This window comes from Polaribacter filamentus (assembly GCF_002943715.1).
In the GTDB taxonomy this organism is placed as follows: domain Bacteria; phylum Bacteroidota; class Bacteroidia; order Flavobacteriales; family Flavobacteriaceae; genus Polaribacter; species Polaribacter filamentus.
Genome location: NZ_MQUA01000013.1, coordinates 112,271 through 132,173, shown reverse-complemented (window position 1 = coordinate 132,173; position 19,903 = coordinate 112,271). Strand labels below are relative to the sequence as shown.

The window sequence follows — 19,903 nt, the reverse complement described above, 5'->3', positions numbered from 1 at the left end:
TATCTTTTTAATTTTTAGGTAGAAAAACTTCTGCCATCATACAACGTGCACTTCCGCCACCACAGGCTTCTATAGTAGCTAAAGAGCTAGAAATTATTTTGCAATGTCTGTTAATTTGAGATATTTGAGACTGTGTTAAACAATCGTGAGCGGCCTGACTCATTACTAAAAAAAGTTCTTCATTAGCACCTTTTACTTGCAACATGTTTCCAGCAAAACTAGTAACTTGCTCTTCTGTTATATCAATTACCTGCTTTTTGTCTTCCTTAAGACTTTTCATTAGATTTTTTCGTTCACTTTTGTCATCTATGGTTGACAAACAAACTACGGCAAAGGTTTCTGCAACACACATCATCACATTTGTATGATAAATTGCTTCTCTTTTGTTATCTACCGTTTGATAAGATGTAAAAACTACAGGAGTATATTCAAAATCTTCACAAAACTCTATAAACAAATCTTCGTCTGCTCTAGGAGATAAGGCGCAATACGCTTTTTTATTTTCACGATCTAAAATCATGCTTCCTGTGCCTTCTAAATAAACCTGTTCGTCTTCCGCAGAGGTATAATCAACAATATTCTCAATTAAAAAACCACTCTTTTCTAATTCTTCTAAAACATCCTCTCTTCTTTCTAAGCGTCTATTTTCAGCAAACATTGGGTACAGAGCCACAGTTGCATCCGCATGAAAAGAAACCCAGTTATTAGGAAAAATAGAATCCGGAGTATCTAATTCTTTCGTATCTGATACGACAACGACCTCGACACCAAAACCTCTTAATTTTTCTACAAAAGCATCAAATTCCCCTTGTGCTTTTTGATTCACTGTTGCTGGCAATAAATCTTTTAAAACTTTTTGATAGTAATTATTTACCGCAGTTTGTTCGTTCATCCTAAAATTTACAGGACGAATCATTAAGATTGAATTTGTAGTTTGTAGCATATTACTGATTAAATATCAAGGCAAAATTATACTTTTTTTCACAGTTTGTAATGTATTTAGATATCTATTTTTATTTAACCTTTTTTAGAAAATATTTAACATTTTATTACAAGTTTTTGTTTAATCTTTTATTAATATTGTTAAACAAAAAATAAATACTAATTTAAATACTACAACAATGAAATTAATTACAAAATTTTTTAGCTTATTTTTGTTTGCATCCTTATTAGTATCTTGCAGCAACAATGATGAACCTACTATTGAAACAAATACAATTGTAGATGTGGCTGTAAACAACAATTTAACAAGCTTGGTTGCTGCTGCAACAAGAGCAGATTTAGCAAGTATCTTGTCTAGTCCTGGTTCTTATACCGTATTTGCGCCTACAAACGATGCTTTTCAAACTTTATTAGACTCTAACCCTGCTTGGAATACTATTAATGATATTCCAGTTGCTACTTTAAGAGCGGTTTTACTTTTTCATGTTTTAGAAACTGAAGTAAAATCTACAGATTTATCTGATACTTATGTAAATACTTTGTCTGTAGGACCAAATGAAGAGCAGTTATCTTTACAAGTAGAAGTAATTGGCGGCGTTACATTTAATGGAAATACTACACCAATTACTGTAGATGTGCAAGCTTCAAATGGTATTGTACATGTGATAAATAAAGTAATGTTACCACCAAATGTTGTAACATTGGCTTTAAATAATGATGGTTTTACAAGCTTAGTGGCTGCCTTAACAGATAGCAGACATACAATTGATTTTGTTGCAGGTTTATCGGGCGCTGGACCGTTTACCGTTTTTGCACCAACAAACGCAGCTTTTCAAGCATTATTAGATTCAAATACTGATTGGAACTCGCTTGCGGATGTTCCAGTAGCTACTTTAGAAGCAGTTCTTTTATATCATGTAGTAGAAGAGGCTAATGTTCAGTCAGGAGAGTTAACTAATGGAAATGTTTCTACTTTAGGAGGGATAATAACCATTGATTTAACCAATGGAGCTCAAATAAAAACAACAAGTTCTCAGACAGTAAATATCATTGTTGTTGACGTGCAAGGAACTAATGGAGTAATTCACGGTATTGATACTGTATTATTACCATAATAAATTTGTTTCTGAACAAAATAATTCATAAAAAAAGCTGCAAATTGTAGCTTTTTTTATGAATTATTGTAACCTATTAATCTCTTATTAGAGGCATTGTAGAACATCTTAAAAGACCTTCTTGCTTTGCAATTTCTGCATAAGGAACTTCTTCAACTATAAAATCATTTTTTCTTAACCAACTATTTAACCTCGTAAAGTTTTTCTCAGAGATAATTACTTCTTCAGAAATTGAAAACACATTACTATTCATGCTATACATCTCTTCTTTTGTAATTTCAAACACATTCTCTTTTCCAAAATAATTCAATAACCAATCATATTCTCTTTCAATTAGAAATCCATTTTTATGTAAAATGGCTTTATTTTTTCCTATTGGCTGAAAACAACAATCTAAATGTAACGCATTTTCTTTAGCGTCTTTATTTGATTTTCTTAACTCAAAAGACTTCACAGTTTTATGAGGAAACAGTTCTTGTAAAGCAATTACTGCATCCATATTAGTTCGAGCTGTAATATAATCAGCATAATCTGCACCCGAATACGTGCCTACAAAAATATAATCATTCCAAGGCACAACATCTCCACCTTCTAAATGACACTCTTTAGGCAATTGAATGATATTTTCGTCATCAATTTGTTCTAGCACGTGTTTTATTGCTAAATACTCTTTTTCTCTATCCGGTAAAATATTTGCTTTTATCAATTTATCTTCAATTACAAAAGCAATATCTCTTGAAAATATTTGATTATAATCGTGAAGAATACTTGGTCTAAAAACTTCAACATTGTATTTTTTAAAAACTTCAGCAACCGCTTCCATTTCTAAAATCATGTCTTCTTCTTTTGGATATGTGCCAGCCAAGACATGCTGTATACTTTTAGGATCATAACAATCTTCCACTTTTGGAACTGGTCCAATACTTTTGGCAGTTCCTAAAATAACGGACCTCAATCGAGACGTTTCATTTTGAATATTAAGTTGTAACATATTTTCAAATGTATAAAAAAAGCTCCATAAATTTATGAAGCCCTTATTTTTTTAGTAAAAAATATTTTTTTTATCTTTTATCTAATTCTACGAAACCTCTTTCTGTTTCACCAATATAGATTTGACGTGGTCTTCCTATTGGTTCTTTGTTTAATCTCATCTCTTTCCATTGCGCTATCCAACCTGGTAAACGACCTAATGCAAACATTACGGTAAACATATCAACCGGAATCCCCATAGCTCTGTAAATAATACCTGAATAGAAATCTACATTAGGATATAATTTTCTTTCAACAAAATAAGGATCGCTTAAAGCTTCTTTCTCTAATGCTTTAGCAATCTCTAGGATTGGATCGTCAACTCCTAAGTTATTTAAAACTTCATCCGCAGCTTTTTTGATAATTTTCGCCCTTGGATCAAAGTTTTTATACACTCTATGTCCAAAACCCATTAATCTAAAAGGATCCTCTTTATCTTTAGCCTTAGCCATATATTTTTCAGTGTCTCCACCATCCACTTGAATCGCTTCTAACATTTCTAAAACTGCCTGATTTGCTCCTCCATGAAGTGGACCCCAAAGTGCTGATATTCCTGCTGATAAAGATGCAAATAAACCTACATGAGAAGAACCTGCGATTCTAACAGTAGATGTAGAACAGTTTTGTTCATGATCTGCATGCAAAATTAATAATTTATCTAAAGCATTTTTTATTATTGGGTTTACAACATATTCTTCATTTGGTTGTTCAAACATCATTTTTAAGATGTTCTCTACATACCCTAAAGATTTAGAGCCATAATTTAGAGGTAATCCTTGTTTTTTACGCATTGTCCAAGCTACTAAAACAGGAAATTTACCCATTATTTTCACTACTGAATTATACATATCTTGCTCTGAATCTACATTTACTGAAGAAGGATTAAAAGCTGTTAATGCACTTGTTAATGATGACAAAACACCCATTGGGTGGGCTGTTTTTGGGAAAGCATCAATTATTTTCTTAATATCATCATCTACTAAAGACTGTACTTTTATATCTGCATGAAATTTATCTAATTGTACTTTATTTGGTAAATTCCCAAAAATTAATGCAAACGCAACTTCTAAAAAATCTGCCTTTTCTGCTAATTCTTCAATAGGAAAACCTCTGTACCTTAAAATACCCTTTTCACCATCTAGAAAAGTAATAGCGCTTACACAAGACCCTGTGTTTTTGTAACCAGGATCTATAGTTATTAAACCATCTGTTACTTCTCTTAATTTTTTATATCAATGGCAATTTCATTCTCTGTTCCTTTTATTAAAGGAAATTCGTAGGAATTATCTCCAATCTGTAATTTTGCTATATCCGACATTTATGATGATTTTTAAAGTATTTATGTATTTTACGAAGATATCATTTTTAAAGGGATTTTAAAAATGAACATAGATAGATTTTTGATATTTTAAGATAGTATTAGCTTATTCAGTTTATAAAAAAAAAGAACCTCATAAAAATTATGAGGCTCTTTAAATCTTAAAAAATAATTTATTATATTTTAAACGCTTTCTCTTTAGGAAAATAAGCTGTTTCTGCTAATTCCTCTTCAATACGTAGTAATTGATTGTATTTTGCCATTCTGTCTGAACGTGAAGCTGAACCTGTTTTAATTTGACCACAATTTAATGCTACTGCTAAATCTGCAATAGTGTTATCTTCTGTTTCGCCCGATCTATGAGACATAACAGTTGTATATCCAGCATTTTTTGCCATATTAACTGCAGCAATAGTTTCTGTTAAAGTACCTATTTGATTCACTTTAATTAAAATAGAGTTTGCTATTCCGTTTTCTATTCCTCTTGACAAACGCTCTACATTTGTAACAAATAAATCATCACCAACTAATTGAACTTTATCCCCAATTTTTTCAGTTAAATATTTCCAACCATCCCAGTCGTTTTCATCCATACCGTCTTCAATAGAAATAATAGGATATTTTTCGGATAGCTCTGATAAATAATCTGCTTGTTCTTTACTTGTTCTAATTTTTCCGGTTTCACCTTCAAATTTAGAATAATCGTATTTTCCATTTACATAAAACTCTGCCGCTGCACAATCTAAAGCAATTTTTACATCATCACCAAAAACATAACCTGCATTTTCTACAGCTAAAGCAATCGTTTCAATAGCATCTTCTGTACCCTCTAACGTTGGTGCGAAACCTCCTTCATCACCTACAGCAGTAGATAAATTTCTATCATGCAAAACCTTCTTTAAATTATGAAATATTTCAGAACCCATTTTCATTGCTTCTGTAAAAGTTCTCGCTTTAACAGGTATTACCATAAACTCTTGAAAAGCAATAGGTGCATCAGAATGAGAACCACCATTAATGATATTCATCATTGGCACTGGCAATGTATTCGCAGAAACTCCACCTACGTATCTGTATAATGGCATTCCTAACTCATTAGCTGCAGCTTTTGCAACTGCTAAAGAAACACCCAAAATAGCATTTGCCCCTAATTGAGATTTATTTGGCGTACCATCTAAATCTATCATTAATTTATCAATTGCATTTTGTTCAAAAACAGAAACTCCTAAAAGTTCTTCAGCAATTATAGTATTTACATTTTTTACAGCTTTTAAAACTCCTTTACCCATGTAGTCTTTTCCACCGTCCCGTAATTCAACAGCTTCATGTTCTCCTGTTGAAGCACCTGAAGGAACTGCTGCCCTGCCAAGAATTCCATTTTCTGTAGTTACATCTACTTCAACCGTAGGATTGCCTCTTGAATCAAAAATTTGACGTGCATGAACGCTAATTATTATACTCATTATATCGTTTTTATTTAATTAATGTATCTTTTTTTTCCGATGCTAAATTACAACATGTAATAAGCATTTAATAATTTGTCTCTAATTAATTACGAAAACGTTTGCTATAAACAGACTTTTAAATAAAAAAAAACCCACTCAATAAATTGAGTGGGAAAATTGCTATGAAAAAGAATGTGATTTTTACATCACTCCTCAAAAATACTATTTAAAAGTTAATTAATCATTAAGAATTTGTTAAAAAACAGCTACCTATCGATGAATAACCATAAAGTTACGATATAACTTTTTTTCCTTCTTTAATATTCGTTATAAACTGATCAAATAAATACTCCGAATCGTGCGGTCCAGGACTTGCTTCTGGATGATATTGTACTGAAAAAACATTCTTGTTTTTCATTCTGATACCAGCTACCGTATGATCATTTAAATGAACATGCGTAATTTCAATATTTTCATTTGCTTCGGTTTCTTCTCTGTTGATTGCAAAACCATGATTCTGTGAAGTAATTTCTCCTTTACCTGTTGATAAATTCTTCACTGGATGGTTGATTCCTCTATGTCCATTGTGCATTTTGTAAGTAGAAATTCCGTTAGCCAAAGCAATTATCTGATGTCCTAAACAAATACCAAATAAAGGTACATCTCTTTTAATAATTTCTTTTGCCAATGCCTGTGCTTCAAATAAAGGTTCTGGATCTCCTGGTCCATTTGATATGAAATAACCATCAGGATTAAAAGCTGCTAAATCCTCAAAAGTGGCATTATAAGGAAAGACCTTTATGTAAGCTCCTCTTTTAACAAAGTTTCCTAAAATATTCTTTTTGATGCCAATATCTAAAACTGATATTCTTATCTCTGAATTTTCATCCCCAACAATATACGGTTCTTTTGTAGATACTCTGGATGCTAATTCCAAACCATCCATACTTGGTACTTCCATAAGTCGTTTTTTTAGTTCCTCAATATTGTCGACATCCGTAGAAATAATTGCGTTCATAGCTCCATTATCCCTAATATAAGCTACTAAAGCTCTTGTGTCTACATCAGAAACAGCAACTACATTATGCTCTGTAAACCAATCTTTTAAATTTCCATCAGAATCTACTCTTGAATGTGTAAAACTAAAATTTCTACAAATTAGACCAGAAATTTTAATCCCATCGGATTCTACTTCATCCTTGTTAACTCCGTAATTCCCAATATGAGCATTTGTTGCCACTAACAATTGCCCAAAATACGATGGATCTGTGAAGATTTCTTGATAACCGGTCATTCCAGTATTAAAACAGATTTCCCCGGTAGAGGTTCCTTCTATTCCGACAGATTTTCCATAAAAAATTGTTCCATCTGCTAATAAAACTAGCGCCTTTTTACGTGTTTGATATTTCATTGATTCATGTTATTTTTAATAATGTAAAAATATAAAAAAAGGGATAAACGTATACGTTTATCCCTTTAATATAATTTAAAAATTTTCATTTTTTATTCTTCAGATTTTTCTTCTGTCTTTGTTCCTTCTACTTGAGCATCATCCACTTTTTTGCTTTTTCCTCTACGAGTAGTTTTCTTAGTTTTAGTTCCGTTAGGATTGTAAATTTCGTTGTAATCAACAAATTCTACCATTGCCATAGGAGCGTTATCTCCTTGACGATTTCCTAATTTGATGATACGTAAATATCCTCCTGGACGATCTGCAACTTTTACAGAGATCTCTTTAAATAATTCTGTAACTGCAAATTTATCGCGTAAATAAGCAAATACGATACGTCTATTGTGCGTAGTATCCGACTTAGATTTTGTAATAATTGGTTCTGCAAATAAACGTAAAGCTTTCGCTTTAGCTACAGTAGTATTAATACGCTTGTGCTCTATTAAGGAACAAGTCATATTTGCTAACATTGCTTTTCTATGCGCTGTTTTTCTACCTAAATGATTGAATTTCTTTCCGTGTCTCATGACGTTTGTTTTATACTTTCATCTTGCATCTACTCATTTTGAGGAGCAAAATATGAAAGATTAATCTCTATCTAATTTATATTTTGTTAAGTCCATTCCAAAGTTTAAACCTTTAACAATAACTAACTCTTCTAATTCTGTTAATGATTTTTTACCGAAATTACGGAACTTCATTAAGTCACTTTTGTTAAAAGAAACTAAATCTCCTAAAGTATCTACTTCTGCTGCTTTTAAACAATTTAAAGCTCTTACAGATAAATCCATGTCGATTAATCTAGTTTTTAATAACTGACGCATATGTAATGATTCTTCATCATACGTTTCTGTTTGTGCAATTTCATCTGCCTCTAAGGTGATACGCTCATCAGAGAATAACATAAAGTGGTGAATCAAAATCTTTGCAGCTTCCGTCAATGCTTCTTTTGGATTGATTGAACCATCAGTATCAATATCGAAAACTAATTTTTCATAGTCCGTTTTTTGTTCTACACGAAAATTTTCGATTGTATATTTTACATTCTTAATTGGTGTATAAATAGAATCTGTGAAGATAGTCCCTATTGGTGCCGAAGCTTTTTTATTCTCTTCTGCAGGTACAAATCCTCTACCTTTTTCTATTGTAATTTCTGCATTTAATTTAACAGATTTATCCATATTACAAATTACTAAATCTGGATTCAATACTTGAAAACCAGAGATAAATTTCTGCAAATCTCCAGCAGTAAACTGCTCTTGACCAGATACTGAGATAGAAACAGTTTCTCTATCAGTTTCATCTATTTGTTTCTTAAAACGAACTTGTTTTAAGTTTAAGATAATTTCCGTAACATCCTCCACAATTCCAGGAACAGTAGAAAACTCATGCTCTACACCATCAACTCTTAATGATGTAATTGCAAATCCTTCTAAAGAAGATAAAAGTACTCTTCTTAAAGCATTTCCTACAGTTAAACCAAAACCTGGTTCTAAGGGTCTAAACTCAAATCTACCAGAAAAATCTGTAGATTCAATCATTACCACCTTATCTGGTTTTTGAAAATTTAATATTGCCATTTTTCTTCGTTTTAATTGTTATTTAGTTGCGCGGTATATAAGTCTGAAGAAGTACATACAAACCCTTTGGCTAAATTACAATGTGATTAATTTATTACTTAGAATATAATTCTACGATTAATTGTTCTTTGATATTTTCTGGGATTTGTAATCTTTCTGGTACTTTAACAAAAGTTCCAGTTTTTGTATCTACGTTCCAAGTTAACCATTCAAATACATTGCTGTTAGAAGCTAATGCATTGTCGATAGCTTGTAAAGATTTAGATTTCTCTCTTACAGCAACAACATCACCCTCTTGTAAACTATAAGAAGGAATATTAACGATTTCCCCGTTAACAGTAATGTGTCTATGAGATACCAATTGACGTGCTCCACTTCTTGAGTTAGAAACACCCATTCTGTAGACAACATTATCTAAACGAGATTCACATAATTGTAATAAAATTTCACCTGTAATTCCGGACGCAGCCTGTGCTTTTTTAAATAAATTACTGAATTGGCGCTCCAAGATACCATAGGTATATTTCGCTTTCTGCTTCTCCATTAACTGAGTTGCATATTCAGATTTTTTACCTCTTCTTCTAGCATTTCCATGCTGTCCTGGTGGGTAATTTCTTTTTTCGAAGTTTTTATCTTCTCCAAAGATCGCTTCGCCAAATTTACGAGCAATTTTAGTTTTTGGTCCTGTATATCTTGCCATTTCGTTTTTGTTATAGATAGGGATTATGAATTAAGGCTTCCTCCTTCGATAATCTTAAAATCCTATCTTGTTAAAATATAAATTTTTGTTTTTAAACCAGAGCACTGAAACTAATTCAGCTTAAACTCTTCTCCTTTTAGGTGGACGACAACCATTATGAGGAATTGGAGTAACATCAATAATTTCTGACACTTCAATACCTGCATTATGAATAGATCTAATGGCAGATTCTCTACCATTACCTGGACCTTTAACGTAGACTTTTACCTTACGTAAACCTGCCTCTTTTGCAACATTTGCACAATCTTCTGCCGCTAATTGGGCTGCATAAGGAGTATTCTTTTTAGAACCTCTAAAACCCATTTTACCTGCAGATGACCATGAAATTACATCACCTTTTTTATTTGTTAAAGAAATAATAATATTATTGAAAGATGCAGTTACGTGCGCTTCTCCAATAGCATCAATTATTACTTTACGTTTTTTTGAACTTGCTTTTGCCATAATTGTTTAAGTTTTAGTAATTTAGTTTTCTAACTTTATAGTTTAAACTATTATTAGATCTTTATTACTTTATCTAACTTTATTTTTTCTTGTTAGCCACGGTTTTTCTCTTACCTTTTCTTGTGCGAGAATTATTCTTAGTTCTTTGACCTCTTAATGGGAGACCAAGTCTATGACGAATTCCTCTTTGACAACCGATATCCATCAAACGTTTGATGTTAATCTGTATTTCAGAACGTAATTCACCTTCAATTGTGAAAGATCCTACTTGTTCTCTAATTGCTGCGATTTGATCATCAGTCCAATCTTGAACTTTGATACTTTCATCAACCTCTGCTTTTGCTAAAACTTTTTTAGCTCTACTACTTCCTACACCAAAGATATAAGTTAAAGCAATAACTCCTCTTTTGTTCTTTGGAATGTCTATACCTGCTATTCTTGCCATTACCCTTGTCTTTGTTTAAATCTAGGATTTTGTTTATTAATTACGTATAATCTACCTTTTCTGCGCACTATTTTGCAGTCGGCACTTCTTTTTTTGACTGATGCTCTAACTTTCATCTGTTCTATGTTTTTTTTTAGTATCTGTAAGTAATTCTTGCTTTTGATAAATCGTATGGACTCATTTCTAATTTTACTTTATCCCCAGGTAATAATTTAATATAATGCATACGCATTTTACCTGAAATGTGAGCCGTAACAACATGTCCATTTTCTAATTCTACACGGAACATCGCATTTGATAATGCTTCTGTAATTGTCCCATCTTGTTGAATAGCTGATTGTTTAGCCATATTATTTATTCGATTTTCTGTTACTATTCCCTGTCTTCATTAAACCATCATAGTGACGATTTAATAAATAAGAATTTATTTGCTGCAAAGTATCAATTGCAACTCCTACCATAATTATTAAAGATGTTCCACCATAAAACATTGCCCAACTTTGCTGAATCCCAAACTTAAATGCAATTGCAGGTAAGATTGATAAAGCCGCTAAAAATAACGATCCTGGCAATGTGATTCTAGATAAAACACTATCTAATCTATCTGCAGTATCTTTCCCTGGTCTAATACCAGGAATAAAACCACCACTTCTCTTTAAATCATCCGCCATTTTATTCGTTGGAATAGTAATAGCAGTATAAAAATAACTAAAAATGATAATCAAAAATGCAAAAATAACATTGTAACCAAAACCATTCATATCTTGTAAACCCGCCATAAATGGAAATCTTTGAGCCAATGCAACTGGTAAAAACATAATTGCTTGTGCAAAAATAATAGGCATAACACCCGCAGCGTTTAACTTCAATGGAATATAATCCCTTGATCCCGCAACATTTTGAACATTTCCAGCAACCGTTCTTCTAGCATATTGAACTGCAATTTTACGAACAGCCGTTACTAATAATACAGTTAATAAAATTACTACAAACCAAACAATGATTTCAATTAAAATCATCATTACCCCCCAGCTCCTGCATTTGTTGTTTTTGCAACAAATTCCTGTAAAAATGCCGCAGGGAAATTGGCGATAATACCAACAGTAATTAATAATGAAATACCATTACCAACACCTTTGTCTGTAATACGCTCACCCAACCACATCGCAAAAATTGTTCCTGCAGTTAAAATAATGATAGATGATATCCAAAAAGTAGCTCCACTTACTAAAAAAGCTTCAGGTCCTAGACCAAATTGTGTTTTAATAGCAGTGATATACGTTGGTGCCTGCACTAACGTAATACCAATTGTTAACCATCTTGTTATCTGAGTAATTTTTTTACGTCCACTTTCTCCATCCTTTTGTAGCTTCTGTAGATAAGGAACCGCAATTCCCATTAACTGAACTACAATAGATGCAGAAATATATGGCATAATACCAAGAGCCATTACTGACGCCCTAGCAAATGCTCCTCCTGTAAATGCATTTAATAAACCTAAAAGACCACCTGAAGTACTTTCTTTTAAAGCTGATAACTGCAATGGATCTATTCCAGGTAATGGAACAGCTGCCATAAAACGGTAAACAGCAATTAAACCGATCGTAAGAAGAATTTTATTCTTTAATTCCTCGATGCTAAAAATGTCTTTTAATCTATTTATAAAATTCATCATTTACAATTTCTTATAAAGTAACAGTTTCACCTCCAGCTGCTTCAATAGCCGCTTTTGCTGTTGCTGTAAATTTATGTACAGTTATGTTTAATTTAGCCTTTAATTCTCCACCACCTAATATTTTAACTAAGTCGTTTTTACCTGCTAAACCAATAGCAACTAGATTTTCTAAATTAACTGTATCTGTTATCTTTCCGCTATCAACCAAAGATTGTAATTTATCCAAGTTGATTCCTTGATATTCCTTACGGTTTATGTTTGTGAAACCAAATTTTGGCACACGTCTTTGAAGTGGCATCTGCCCTCCTTCAAAACCGATTTTTCTAGAATAACCTGAACGCGATTTTTGTCCTTTATGACCTCTAGTAGCAGTACCACCATGGCCAGAACCTTCACCACGTGCAATTCTTTTTCCTTTTTTAATGGAACCTTCTGCGGGTGTTAAATTATGTAAACTCATTTTTCTAAATATCTTATTTAATTTCTTCGAAAGAAACTAAGTGTTTAACTGTATTTACCATACCAACTATTGAAGGAGTTGCCTCGTGCTCAACAGTCTGGTTCATTTTACGTAAACCTAATGCCTCTAAAGTTCTCTTTTGACTCTGAAGACGCCCGATTTGACTTTTTACTTGTGTAACTTTAATTCTTGTCATCGTTCTTAGATTTATCCGTTAAATACTTTCTCTAAAGAAATCCCTCTTTGTTTCGCAATCGAACCAGCACTGCGTAATTGTAATAAAGCATTAAAAGTCGCTTTTACTACGTTGTGAGGATTTGATGAACCTTGAGATTTCGATAATACATCATGTATACCAACTGACTCTAATACGTGCCTTACAGCACCACCAGCAATAACTCCTGTACCATGAGATGCTGGCTTAAGGAAAACTTTCGCTCCACCAAACTTCCCTTTTTGTTCATGAGGTAAAGTTGCTTCTAAAATTGGTATTCTTACTAAATTTTTCTTTGCGTCTTCAATCGCTTTAGCGATTGCTGAAGAAACATCTTTAGATTTCCCTAATCCATGCCCAACAACTCCATTACCATCACCAACTACTACGATTGCAGAGAAACCAAATGCTCTACCACCCTTAGTTACTTTAGTAACACGTTGTACACCAACTAATCTATCTACAAGCTCTAGTCCACTTGGTTTAACTCTTTCTACGTTTTTATAACCTTGCATAATTTCTTAAAATTTTAAACCAGATTCTCTTGCAGCATCAGCTAATACTTTAACTCTACCGTGGTATAAATACCCATTTCTGTCAAAAGCAATTGTTTCAACTCCAGCTTTAACAGCTTTCTCAGCGATTGTTTTACCAACAGCTGCTGCCGCTTCTACCTTAGTATCTGCTTTTATTTCTTTATCTCTAGATGAAACTGAAGCTAATGTTACTCCATTTACATCGTCAACTAGTTGCGCGTATATTTCTTTGTTACTTCTATAAACCGATAATCTTGGTTTTGTAGGAGTACCAGAAATAATTTTTCTAATTCGACGCTTAATTCTAGTTCTTCTTTGTAGCTTTGATAATGCCATAATGCTATGTATTATGCAGATTTACCTGCTTTTCTTCTTAATAATTCACCAACAAACTTAACTCCTTTTCCTTTATAAGGCTCTGGAGCTCTGAAAGAACGAATCTTAGCAGCAATTTGACCAACGAGTTGTTTGTCAAATGAAGATAATTTAATGACCGGGTTTTTCCCTTTCTCAGATATTGTTTCGACTTTAACTTCTGGAGCTATTTCTAAAACAATATTATGAGAGTAACCTAACGCTAAATCTAATTTCTGACCTTGACATGATGCTCTATAACCAACACCTACAAGTTCTAAATCTTTAGTCCAACCTTTACTTACACCATCAACCATATTACTGACTAACGCTCTCATTAAACCATGTTGTGCTTTATGGTCTTTACTTTCGGACGCTCTATCTAAAGTGATAATACCATCTTCAATTACTATTGAAATACCGTTTGAAATAGTTTGAGTTAATTCTCCTAACGTTCCTTTAACAGTTATAACATTGTCTTTTATGTTTACATCTACACCTTGTGAAATGCTAACGGGATTTTTTCCTATTCTACTCATTTCTTATAGATTAATAAACATAACATAAAACCTCTCCTCCAACTTTCTCAAGACGTGCTTTTTTATTTGTCATTACACCCTTAGATGTAGAAACAATAGCAATACCAAGTCCGTTTAATACCCTTGGCATCTCTGTAGAGCCAACATATTTACGCAAACCAGGTGTACTGATACGTTGAATTTTTCTAATTACTGACTCTTTTGTGTCTCTGTCATATTTTAAAGCTATCTTGATAGATCCTTGAACCTTATTATCATTAAATTGATAGCTTAAAATATATCCTTGATCAAACAAAATTTTAGTCATTTCCTTCTTCAAATTTGAAGCCGGAATTTCTACTACTCTGTGCCCTGCTGCGATTGCATTTCTTACTCTAGTAAGAAAATCCGCGATTGGATCTGTATACATATTTATTTATATTGCGATTACGGTTTTTAATTACCTCTATTTGTCCTACAGATTTCTCTGTGATAACTAAACCTATAATCAGTTAAAATTCTAATATTGAAAAAAAATAGAGCGTGCAAAGATACACATTCTATTTTTATTCTTATACTTTATTTTTGATTTCTACCAACTTGCCTTTCTAACACCTGGTATCAATCCTTGATTCGCCATTTCACGGAACGTTACACGAGAAAGACCAAACTGACGCATATATCCTTTTGGACGACCAGTTAATTTACATCTATTGTGCAATCTAACAGGCGATGCATTTTTTGGTAATTTTTGCAAACCTTCATAGTCTCCAGCTTCTTTTAAAGCTTTCCTCTTTTCAGCATATTTTGCAACAATACGTTCTCTCTTGCGCTCTCGCGCTTTCATTGATTCTTTAGCCATTTCTTAATTTTTTTTGAATGGTAAACCTAATTCGCCTAATAATGACTTCGCTTCTTTATCAGTATTTGCAGATGTTACGAATGTAATGTCCATACCGTTAATTTTTTTCACTTGATCAATATTAATTTCTGGGTAAATGATCTGCTCAGTAATTCCTAAATTGTAATTACCTCTTCCATCAAAACCGCTAGCTTTTATACCGTTAAAGTCCCTTACACGAGGTAACGAAGCTGTAACAAGTCTATCTAAAAATTCGTACATTTTATCCCCACGTAAAGTAACTTTAACGCCAATTGGCATTCCTTTACGCAACTTAAATGCTGCAACATCTTTCTTAGACATCGTAGATATTGCTTTTTGACCAGTAATCTTAGTCACTTCTTCTAAAGCATAATCTATTAATTTCTTATCTGCGATTGCAGCACCAACACCCTTAGAGATAACAATTTTCTCTAATTTAGGCACTTGCATTACATTCTTATAACTGAATTCTTCAGTAAGAGCTTTAATTACTCTTTCTTTGTATTCTGCTTTTAATCTTGGTACGTAACTCATGATTATTCCTATTTTTTAGTTTTTTTAGAGACTCTAGTCTTAGTATCTCCATCAACTTTATAACCTACTCTTACAGCTACACCTTCTTCAACTAACATTAAGTTAGAAATGTGCAGTGATGCTTCTTTTTTTACGATACCACCTTGAGGACTTTGAGCGCTAGGTTTCGTGTGCTTAGAAACTAAGTTCACACCCTCTACTAAAACTCTGTCTTTCTCCTTTATGATTTCTAAAACTTTACCTTCAGATCCTTTATGGTCTCCTGCAATTACTTTTACAGTGTCTCCTGATTTAATCTTAAACTTCTTCATCTTGTATAATAATTTAAAGCACTTCAGGTGCTAATGATACTATTTTCATGAATTGTTTCTCACGAAGCTCACGAGCAACGGGCCCAAAAACACGAGTTCCTCTCATTTCCTCTGTAGGATTTAAAAGTACACAAGCGTTATCATCAAACCTGATATATGATCCATCCTTACGTCTAACTTCTTTCTTAGTTCTAACAACAACTGCTCTTGATACTTGACCTTTTTTCACAGTCCCGTTAGGAGTTGCCGACTTTATAGATACCACAATTTTGTCACCAATACTTGCGTAACGTTTTCTCGTTCCTCCCAAAACTCTGATTACTAAAACCTCTTTGGCTCCAGTATTATCTGCTACCTTTAATCTTGATTCTGTCTGTAACATATTATTTAGCTCTTTCTAGGATTTCTACTAATCTCCAACGCTTAGATTTACTCATAGGTCTAGTTTCCATGATTCTAACAGTATCTCCCTCGTTGCAATCATTCTTTTCGTCGTGTGCAACGTACTTCTTAGTCTTTAATACGAACTTTCCGTACATCGGGTGCTTTACTCTCTTTGTTTCAGCCACAACAATAGATTTCTCCATTTTGCTACTCGAAACAACACCAATTCTCTCTTTTCTAAGATTTCTTTTTTCCATCTTTAAAACTGACTATAGAATTATTGTAATTCTCTTTTTGTTAATTCTGTTGCAATTCTTGCTACAGTTCTTCTTAATCCTCTCAATTGCAATGGATTCTCCAGAGGAGTTATTGCGTGAGCCATTTTAAGATCAGTATAATTCTTTTGCAACGCTCCAAGCTTCTCGTTAAGATCTGCTATAGATAATTCTTTTACTTCTGATTGTTTCATTTTATTTAGAATTATGTGTTAGTACGTCAACATCAAAATCTCTTGCCACCACAAACTTCGTTCTTACTGGAAGTTTTTGAGCCGCTAAACGTAAAGCTTCTTTTGCCACATCCATTGATACACCACCAATTTCAAACAAAATTCTACCCGGTTTAATAACTGCAACAAAATGATCTGGTGCTCCTTTACCCTTACCCATACGTACCTCTAAAGGTTTTTTGGTAATAGGCTTGTCTGGGAATATTTTAATCCATAACTGCCCTTCTCTTTTCATATGACGAGTTGCTGCGATACGAGCTGCCTCAATCTGACGAGAAGTTAATAAATTCTGATCTACAGATTTGATACCAAACATTCCGTTAGAAAGTTGATTCCCTCTTCCGGATAAACCAGACATATTTCCTTTCCCCTTCTGTACCTTACGGTATTTTACTCTTTTTGGCTGTAACATTTTTAATTTCTAATTTTAAAAATTATTTTCTTCTACGAGGTTGCTGACGTTTAGTCCCATCTCCTCCTTTAGCGCCACTTTGCTTTTTAGACAAACCAACTAATGGAGATAATTCTCTTTTACCATAAACCTCACCCTTCATAATCCATACTTTAACACCGAGTCTTCCGTATTGTGTATGAGCTTCTACAAGTGCATAATCGATGTCAGCCCTAAAAGTAGAAAGAGGAATTCTACCTTCTTTATAATGCTCTGAACGCGCCATTTCAGCTCCGTTTAAACGACCTGAGATTTGAATTTTAATTCCTTCAGCATTCATACGCATTGTAGCCTGAATAGCCATTTTAGTAGCTCTCTTATAAGAAATTCTATTCTCAATTTGACGCGCAACACTAACTGCTACTAACTTAGCATCTAGTTCCGGACGTTTAATTTCAAAAATATTAATTTGAACTTCTTTACCTGTAATTTTTTTAAGCTCTTCTTTTAACTTGTCTACCTCTTGTCCACCTTTCCCGATAATAATACCTGGCCTTGCGGTAGTGATAGTAACGGTTACAAGTTTAAGTGTACGCTCTATAATTACTCTAGAAACACTTGCCTTCGATAATCTAGCATTTACATACTCTCTTATCTTAAAATCTTCAGCTAATTTATCTCCGTAGTCATTGCCGCCATACCAGTTAGATTCCCAACCTCTGATGATTCCTAAACGATTTCCTATTGGATTAGTTTTTTGTCCCATTTCTACCTTGATTAATTACTTAAATTTTTACTACCTAACTCTAAAGTAACGTGGTTAGAACGCTTGCGTATTCTGTGTGCACGCCCTTGTGGAGCTGGTCTTAATCTTTTTAACATCCCTGCGCTATCTACACAAATAGATTTTACAAATAATTTAGCATCTTCTATAGACTCATCTTCATTTTTAGCTTGCCAGTTTGCAATTGCAGACAATAACAATTTCTCTAAATTTATCGATGCTTCTTTAGGGCTAAATTTTAAGATTTGCAAAGCTTTTTCAACTTCAACACCTCTTACTTGATCTGCTACTAAACGCATTTTTCTTGGTGACGTAGGACAGTTAGTAAGCTTTGCGAAAGCACGTTGCTTTCTATCTGCTTTTAACTGATCTGCCATATTTTTTTTACGAACTCCCATTTCCTGCTATTTTTTTCCTTTATTTTTTGCACCAGCATGTCCTCTAAATGAACGAGTTGGTGAAAATTCGCCTAATTTATGCCCTACCATGTTTTCTGTAACATAAACTGGTACAAATTGACGTCCATTATGAACAGCAATTGTTTGTCCTACAAAATCTGGAGTAATCATACTTGCTCTAGACCAAGTTTTGATTACAGTTTTGTTACCAGCCTCTACATTAGCTAACACTTTTTTCTCTAACTTATAGTGAACGTAAGGTCCTTTTTTTAATGATCTTGCCATAACTTATTATTTCTTTCTACGTTCTATAATATACTTATTACTAGCTTTAGTCTTAGATCTAGTTTTGAATCCTTTCGCAGGAATACCGTTTCTCGATCTTGGATGACCTCCAGAAGCACGTCCTTCACCACCACCCATTGGGTGATCCACAGGATTCATTCTTACTGCATTTACTCTTGGTCTTCTACCCAACCATCTTCTTCTACCTGCTTTACCAGATACTAATAATTGATGATCTGAATTAGATACAACTCCAATTGTAGCCGTACAAGTTAACAAGATTAATCTAGTTTCACCAGAAGGCAATTTCACAGTTGCATACTTACCAGCTCTTGCCATTAATTGAGCAAAAGAACCCGCAGAACGAGCCATAACAGCTCCTTGTCCTGGACGTAATTCTATACAAGAAATTGTAGTTCCTAAAGGAATTTCACTTAAAGCCATTGAGTTACCAATCTCTGGAGCAACTCCAGTACCTGATACAACTACTTGACCTACGTTTAAACCGTTTTGTGCAATCACATAACGTTTTTCACCATCAGCATAACTCAATAGTGCAATAAATGCTGTACGATTTGGATCGTACTCTATTGTTTTAACTGTTGCAGGAATACCGTTTTTATCTTTTTTGAAATCGATAATACGATATCTTTGTTTATGACCACCTCCTATATTACGAGTTGTCATTCTACCTTGACTGTTTCGACCTCCAGATCTTTTTTTCGGAGCAAGTAAACTTTTCTCCGGCTTATCAGTTGTAATGGCGTCGAACCCATTTACAACTCTAAAACGCTGACCTGGTGTTATTGGTTTTAATTTTCTAACTGACATTTTGTGTCTTTGTTCTTAAAGATTGTTATAAAAATCAATGCTTTCTCCTTCTGCTAATTGAACGACAGCTTTTTTGTACCCACTTTTAATACCAGTAACTAAACCTTTTTTAGTAAACTTAGTATTTCTTTGAATTGGATAATTTAAAGTCTTAACGCTTGATATAGAAACTCCGTAAGCTGACTCAACAGCATTTTTAATTTCTAATTTATTAGCTTTCTTATCTACTACAAACGTATAACGATTAAATATTTCGCTATGATTTGTTGCTTTTTCCGTAATAATAGGTTTTATTAAAATACTCATTGT

The 19,903-nt window shown here is 33.3% G+C and carries 30 protein-coding genes and 2 pseudogenes; 1 reads left to right on the top strand and 31 read right to left on the bottom strand.

All coding sequences use genetic code 11. From position 1 onward, the window contains the following. Positions 1-7: 7 nt before the first annotated feature. Positions 8-943 carry a citrulline utilization hydrolase CtlX gene (gene ctlX, locus BST83_RS02660; protein ID WP_104808464.1) on the bottom strand — a complete coding sequence of 312 codons (936 nt, stop codon included), beginning with the start codon at positions 941-943 and terminating at the stop codon, positions 8-10. Positions 944-1,121: 178 nt separating this feature from the next. On the opposite strand from ctlX, the gene BST83_RS02655 reads away from it, so the two are divergent. Continuing rightward, positions 1,122-2,057 (top strand): fasciclin domain-containing protein, encoded by a 936-nt coding sequence (locus BST83_RS02655; protein ID WP_104808463.1) that lies wholly within the window; start codon positions 1,122-1,124, stop codon positions 2,055-2,057. 76 nt (positions 2,058-2,133) lie between these two features. Here the strand turns inward: BST83_RS02655 and BST83_RS02650 are convergent, their stop codons facing one another. The 30 genes and pseudogenes from BST83_RS02650 to rplW form a co-directional block, all read right to left on the bottom strand. Next, positions 2,134-3,048, bottom strand: a complete 915-nt coding sequence (locus BST83_RS02650) for a dimethylarginine dimethylaminohydrolase family protein (RefSeq protein ID WP_104808462.1) — start codon at positions 3,046-3,048, stop codon at positions 2,134-2,136. 70 nt (positions 3,049-3,118) lie between these two features. Continuing rightward, positions 3,119-4,404, bottom strand: a pseudogene (locus BST83_RS02645) (citrate synthase). Between the two features lie 176 nt (positions 4,405-4,580). After that, complete coding sequence (gene eno, locus BST83_RS02640) at positions 4,581-5,867, bottom strand: phosphopyruvate hydratase (protein ID WP_104808461.1); 1,287 nt, start codon at positions 5,865-5,867, stop codon at positions 4,581-4,583. 274 nt (positions 5,868-6,141) lie between these two features. Continuing rightward, positions 6,142-7,260 (bottom strand): glutamine-hydrolyzing carbamoyl-phosphate synthase small subunit, encoded by a 1,119-nt coding sequence (gene carA, locus BST83_RS02635; protein ID WP_104808460.1) that lies wholly within the window; start codon positions 7,258-7,260, stop codon positions 6,142-6,144. Between the two features lie 92 nt (positions 7,261-7,352). Next, positions 7,353-7,826 carry a 50S ribosomal protein L17 gene (gene rplQ / locus BST83_RS02630; protein WP_104808459.1) on the bottom strand — a complete coding sequence of 158 codons (474 nt, stop codon included), beginning with the start codon at positions 7,824-7,826 and terminating at the stop codon, positions 7,353-7,355. A gap of 60 nt (positions 7,827-7,886) precedes the next feature. Further along, positions 7,887-8,879: a DNA-directed RNA polymerase subunit alpha gene (locus BST83_RS02625; RefSeq protein ID WP_104808458.1), complete on the bottom strand. Its 993-nt coding sequence runs from the start codon at positions 8,877-8,879 to the stop codon at positions 7,887-7,889. 94 nt (positions 8,880-8,973) lie between these two features. Further along, a complete protein-coding gene (rpsD, locus tag BST83_RS02620; protein WP_104808457.1) occupies positions 8,974-9,579 on the bottom strand; it encodes a 30S ribosomal protein S4 in 606 nt (201 codons plus the stop codon). 120 nt (positions 9,580-9,699) lie between these two features. Further along, on the bottom strand, positions 9,700-10,083 hold the full coding sequence (rpsK, locus tag BST83_RS02615) for a 30S ribosomal protein S11 (RefSeq protein WP_091891560.1): 384 nt from the start codon (positions 10,081-10,083) through the stop codon (positions 9,700-9,702). 79 nt (positions 10,084-10,162) lie between these two features. Next, the gene (rpsM, locus tag BST83_RS02610) at positions 10,163-10,528 is read right to left on the bottom strand and encodes a 30S ribosomal protein S13 (RefSeq protein WP_104808456.1); all 366 of its coding nucleotides are present in this window, start codon (positions 10,526-10,528) and stop codon (positions 10,163-10,165) included. Next, complete coding sequence (ykgO, locus tag BST83_RS02605) at positions 10,528-10,644, bottom strand: type B 50S ribosomal protein L36 (RefSeq protein WP_004568720.1); 117 nt, start codon at positions 10,642-10,644, stop codon at positions 10,528-10,530. Before ykgO ends, rpsM begins: the two co-directional genes overlap by 1 nt. A gap of 17 nt (positions 10,645-10,661) precedes the next feature. Next, positions 10,662-10,877 carry a translation initiation factor IF-1 gene (gene infA, locus BST83_RS02600; protein ID WP_104808455.1) on the bottom strand — a complete coding sequence of 72 codons (216 nt, stop codon included), beginning with the start codon at positions 10,875-10,877 and terminating at the stop codon, positions 10,662-10,664. A 1-nt stretch (position 10,878) separates the two neighbouring features. Further along, positions 10,879-12,200, bottom strand: a pseudogene (gene secY / locus BST83_RS02595) (preprotein translocase subunit SecY). Between the two features lie 13 nt (positions 12,201-12,213). Continuing rightward, positions 12,214-12,663: a 50S ribosomal protein L15 gene (rplO, locus tag BST83_RS02590; RefSeq protein WP_104808454.1), complete on the bottom strand. Its 450-nt coding sequence runs from the start codon at positions 12,661-12,663 to the stop codon at positions 12,214-12,216. 13 nt (positions 12,664-12,676) lie between these two features. Beyond that, on the bottom strand, positions 12,677-12,859 hold the full coding sequence (gene rpmD / locus BST83_RS02585; RefSeq protein ID WP_104808453.1) for a 50S ribosomal protein L30: 183 nt from the start codon (positions 12,857-12,859) through the stop codon (positions 12,677-12,679). A gap of 11 nt (positions 12,860-12,870) precedes the next feature. Beyond that, positions 12,871-13,395, bottom strand: coding sequence for a 30S ribosomal protein S5 (rpsE, locus tag BST83_RS02580; protein WP_104808452.1), 525 nt, complete (start codon positions 13,393-13,395; stop codon positions 12,871-12,873). Positions 13,396-13,398: 3 nt separating this feature from the next. Continuing rightward, positions 13,399-13,749: a 50S ribosomal protein L18 gene (gene rplR, locus BST83_RS02575; RefSeq protein WP_104808451.1), complete on the bottom strand. Its 351-nt coding sequence runs from the start codon at positions 13,747-13,749 to the stop codon at positions 13,399-13,401. An 11-nt stretch (positions 13,750-13,760) separates the two neighbouring features. After that, complete coding sequence (rplF, locus tag BST83_RS02570) at positions 13,761-14,306, bottom strand: 50S ribosomal protein L6 (protein WP_104808450.1); 546 nt, start codon at positions 14,304-14,306, stop codon at positions 13,761-13,763. 10 nt (positions 14,307-14,316) lie between these two features. Continuing rightward, on the bottom strand, positions 14,317-14,715 hold the full coding sequence (gene rpsH, locus BST83_RS02565) for a 30S ribosomal protein S8 (protein ID WP_104808449.1): 399 nt from the start codon (positions 14,713-14,715) through the stop codon (positions 14,317-14,319). 162 nt (positions 14,716-14,877) lie between these two features. Continuing rightward, a complete protein-coding gene (rpsN, locus tag BST83_RS02560; RefSeq protein WP_104808448.1) occupies positions 14,878-15,147 on the bottom strand; it encodes a 30S ribosomal protein S14 in 270 nt (89 codons plus the stop codon). Positions 15,148-15,150: 3 nt separating this feature from the next. Next, a complete protein-coding gene (gene rplE, locus BST83_RS02555) occupies positions 15,151-15,702 on the bottom strand; it encodes a 50S ribosomal protein L5 (protein ID WP_104808447.1) in 552 nt (183 codons plus the stop codon). A gap of 8 nt (positions 15,703-15,710) precedes the next feature. Beyond that, positions 15,711-16,013, bottom strand: a complete 303-nt coding sequence (gene rplX / locus BST83_RS02550; RefSeq protein WP_104808446.1) for a 50S ribosomal protein L24 — start codon at positions 16,011-16,013, stop codon at positions 15,711-15,713. Between the two features lie 13 nt (positions 16,014-16,026). Then, a complete protein-coding gene (gene rplN, locus BST83_RS02545) occupies positions 16,027-16,395 on the bottom strand; it encodes a 50S ribosomal protein L14 (protein ID WP_018943600.1) in 369 nt (122 codons plus the stop codon). A gap of 1 nt (position 16,396) precedes the next feature. Then, complete coding sequence (rpsQ, locus tag BST83_RS02540) at positions 16,397-16,654, bottom strand: 30S ribosomal protein S17 (RefSeq protein WP_004568734.1); 258 nt, start codon at positions 16,652-16,654, stop codon at positions 16,397-16,399. Between the two features lie 20 nt (positions 16,655-16,674). Then, on the bottom strand, positions 16,675-16,866 hold the full coding sequence (gene rpmC / locus BST83_RS02535) for a 50S ribosomal protein L29 (RefSeq protein ID WP_100947456.1): 192 nt from the start codon (positions 16,864-16,866) through the stop codon (positions 16,675-16,677). Between the two features lies 1 nt (position 16,867). Then, the gene (gene rplP / locus BST83_RS02530) at positions 16,868-17,317 is read right to left on the bottom strand and encodes a 50S ribosomal protein L16 (RefSeq protein ID WP_104808445.1); all 450 of its coding nucleotides are present in this window, start codon (positions 17,315-17,317) and stop codon (positions 16,868-16,870) included. A gap of 22 nt (positions 17,318-17,339) precedes the next feature. Further along, the gene (rpsC, locus tag BST83_RS02525) at positions 17,340-18,062 is read right to left on the bottom strand and encodes a 30S ribosomal protein S3 (protein WP_104808444.1); all 723 of its coding nucleotides are present in this window, start codon (positions 18,060-18,062) and stop codon (positions 17,340-17,342) included. An 11-nt stretch (positions 18,063-18,073) separates the two neighbouring features. Then, on the bottom strand, positions 18,074-18,478 hold the full coding sequence (gene rplV, locus BST83_RS02520; protein WP_104808443.1) for a 50S ribosomal protein L22: 405 nt from the start codon (positions 18,476-18,478) through the stop codon (positions 18,074-18,076). A gap of 6 nt (positions 18,479-18,484) precedes the next feature. Next, positions 18,485-18,763: a 30S ribosomal protein S19 gene (gene rpsS / locus BST83_RS02515; protein ID WP_015482224.1), complete on the bottom strand. Its 279-nt coding sequence runs from the start codon at positions 18,761-18,763 to the stop codon at positions 18,485-18,487. Positions 18,764-18,769: 6 nt separating this feature from the next. Next, a complete protein-coding gene (gene rplB / locus BST83_RS02510) occupies positions 18,770-19,594 on the bottom strand; it encodes a 50S ribosomal protein L2 (RefSeq protein WP_104808442.1) in 825 nt (274 codons plus the stop codon). 15 nt (positions 19,595-19,609) lie between these two features. Continuing rightward, positions 19,610-19,900, bottom strand: coding sequence for a 50S ribosomal protein L23 (gene rplW, locus BST83_RS02505; RefSeq protein ID WP_104808441.1), 291 nt, complete (start codon positions 19,898-19,900; stop codon positions 19,610-19,612). Between the last annotated feature and the right edge of the window lie 3 nt (positions 19,901-19,903).